Raw genomic sequence first — 244 nt, forward strand, 5'->3', positions numbered from 1 at the left:
GGCTGCTGTTGTGCCGGTTGCTGTACCTGGACTTCCGGTGGCGGAATGAACGGTGGTGGCGGTGCCAGCAGTTTTGGTGGCGGTGGTGGTGGCGTGTCTGGTGGCGGTGGCGGTGGCTTCACCTCTTCCACGATCTTGGTTTCCAGTGGCTTGATGACCACTTCCATGGCCTTGCGTGCCAGGCCTGATACCAGGGCCCATACGACAAGTATGTGAAATAATATGACCAGCCCCAAACCGATAA

At 58.2% G+C, this 244-nt stretch carries 1 pseudogene; it reads right to left on the bottom strand.

From position 1 onward, the window contains the following. Positions 1-242, bottom strand: a pseudogene (locus tag ACO0LC_RS29380) (energy transducer TonB); the annotation flags it as partial. Positions 243-244 lie beyond the last annotated feature (2 nt).

Source organism: Undibacterium sp. JH2W, assembly GCF_049340425.1.
Taxonomy (GTDB): domain Bacteria; phylum Pseudomonadota; class Gammaproteobacteria; order Burkholderiales; family Burkholderiaceae_D; genus Undibacterium.